A 2483-nucleotide genomic window follows, 5' to 3' on the forward strand; every position below is an offset into this window, starting at 1 on the left:
AACAATGATTCAGATCTTGATGTAAATCTTTTCAATACTAAACGGAAAAATAAGAAAAATTATAACAATAATGATGATGATATGATTTCTGCGTATCAGACATCCTTAAACAGTAACCAATATCCACATACAAGAGCGGTATTAATCCGTGATGCAAAATATCAGTATATTACAATCGACCCTAGAAATTGGGCCATGCAGCAAATTCAACCATATATCCAGCAACAAACACCGAATGGGCAGGCACCGGCAGGGCAGCCAGCGCCTATTCACCAGCCAAAGCAAACAACACCAACACCAGCACCAGCACCAAAGCAAACAGCGCCAGCGCCAGCACCAAAACAAACAACACCAGCACCAAAACAGCCAACTACTACACAAAATAATGCGCCTGCTCCAACCACTGGAAATGTAAGTCAATACGTTCAACAAGTAATTGACTTGACCAATGCACAACGCAGTAAAAATGGTCTTCCAGCTTTAAAGGCAGATACACAGCTTAATGGTGTAGCACAGAAAAAATCGCTGGATATGCAGCAAAAGAATTACTTCTCACATACAAGTCCTACTTACGGATCTCCATTTGACATGATGAGGGATTTTGGTGTTACCTATAAATCTGCAGGTGAAAATATCGCCCAAGGACAACGGACACCACAAGAAGTAGTAACTGCTTGGATGAATAGTGAAGGCCATCGCAGAAATATCCTAAGTGCTAATTTTACTCATATTGGGGTAGGATATGAGGCTACTGGAAAACATTGGACACAAATGTTTATCGGAAAGTAAATAATCATGTAAAAGAAACCGACAGAATAAGTAACTGTCGGTTTCATTTTAGTTTAATTCGCTTTTTAATATCATGGGAATGGTTGGGAATTTAAAATGAAAAGTGGTCCCTACTCCTACTTCACTCTCTGCCCAGACAGTACCATCCATGGCACGGGCAATGCTATAAACAACCATCATACCTAAACCGGTACCATTTTTCCCCTTTGTGGAATAAAAGGGTTCTCCTAATCGCTCAAGCTGCTCATTTGTCATACCTATTCCAGTATCTTTTACGCTAATGGTTACATTATTTTTACTAAATTCTGTGGTAATGGTTAAATATCCACCATTTGGCATAGCTTCAATTGCATTTTTGATGACATTCACAAAACATTGACGAAACTTCTGTCCATCACCCTCAATAAAACCAATGACTGAGAAATCAGTAATAATTTCTACTGAATTTTGATTAGCTAAAGGCTGAAGAATATTAATTATTTGCCGCATTTCACTTTTAACATTTAGTTCCTCGAGCGCTTCCAAGGATGGCTTTGCAAAAGTTAAGTAATCTTGAATAACACGTTCAGCAGAAATTAATTCTTCTTTAACAATTGATAGGTATTCTTTTCTTTTATGCCTTGAAAGATAATCATCCTGAAGGAGTTGTACAAATCCACTTGCAGCAGTTAGTGGATTTCGGATTTCGTGAGAGATAGCGGCTCCCATCTGTTCCACTGCTTTTAATTTCTCTGCTTTAATGAGCTCCTGCTGCATTTCGTTATTTCGTCTGACAAATTCAATCCCATATGAGATAATACCAATTCCAAGTGAGGGGATAAATAGGAATGCAAACCAAGCATCCAGCCAATAGGTATGGGTATTTTCGAAACTCATCCCAATAACTGTTACTACACCAAGAATCACACCAATACATACCGTAACGAAAATACGACGTCCTGGAACTTGTCTTAGAAACCATGGATATACTCGCCAGAAAATTACTCCCATGGGTACATAAAGTACAACCGTTTGAAAAAAGCCCAAATCAAAGCCATAGAAGCCTCTTATGACTATAATGGAAACTATAAGAATTGGTCCGATTCCGATATAAAGGGCCCCTAACACTAAAGGAATAATTCTTAAATCGTATCGGGCAGACGGAACTGGGTTGTAAGAGAATTGAATACATAACCATAGCATGGCAATACACAAGATAATTAGTGAGGATTTTGAAAGGGTGAATTTTTTTATATTATCGAAAAAAATTAAGCAGAAAAATAATAATATGATAAACATTGAGAGGTTTAAAAAAAGATGTTTCGTTATGTCCATTAACGTCACCATCCAAAATAAGGCTGTTAGGGAAATTTTACATGTATTTTCCACATTATACAACAATTTTTGCACAATTTAGAAAAAATAAAATAGTATTTGAGGATAAAAAATGGAAGGCTTGTTTTTACAAACCTTCCAAACTTAATTGAGCAGAGGAGATCGTATTTCTCCCTTTTGTCTTAGATACGTACAGTGCCTCATCAGCCATTTGTATTAACTCTTGTGGCATGATAGATCTAGAAGGGACATTGGTGGCAACCCCAATACTAAGTGTAATGATATCGGCGATGTCAGAACTAATATGAGGAATCGCTAGTAGCCGAATGGTGTCTTGTATTTGTTTTGCGATTTTCATCCCTTCCTCTATTCCTGTAGAA

3 protein-coding genes are annotated in these 2483 nt (G+C 37.5%); 1 reads left to right on the top strand and 2 read right to left on the bottom strand.

The window, feature by feature from the left end:
• Positions 1-789 (top strand): CAP domain-containing protein (locus V7659_RS31505; protein ID WP_420491798.1); only part of this gene is annotated, 789 nt, incomplete at its 5' end.
• A gap of 48 nt (positions 790-837) precedes the next feature.
• On the opposite strand, the gene V7659_RS31510 is transcribed toward V7659_RS31505, so the two are convergent.
• Positions 838-1971: a HAMP domain-containing sensor histidine kinase gene (locus tag V7659_RS31510; RefSeq protein WP_335543910.1), complete on the bottom strand. Its 1134-nt coding sequence runs from the start codon at positions 1969-1971 to the stop codon at positions 838-840.
• Positions 1972-2230: 259 nt separating this feature from the next.
• Positions 2231-2483 (bottom strand): GGDEF domain-containing protein (locus V7659_RS31515; protein WP_335543911.1); only part of this gene is annotated, 253 nt, incomplete at its 5' end.

It is taken from the genome of Neobacillus drentensis, from assembly GCF_036966985.1.
Lineage (GTDB): Bacteria > Bacillota > Bacilli > Bacillales > Cytobacillaceae > Neobacillus > Neobacillus drentensis_E.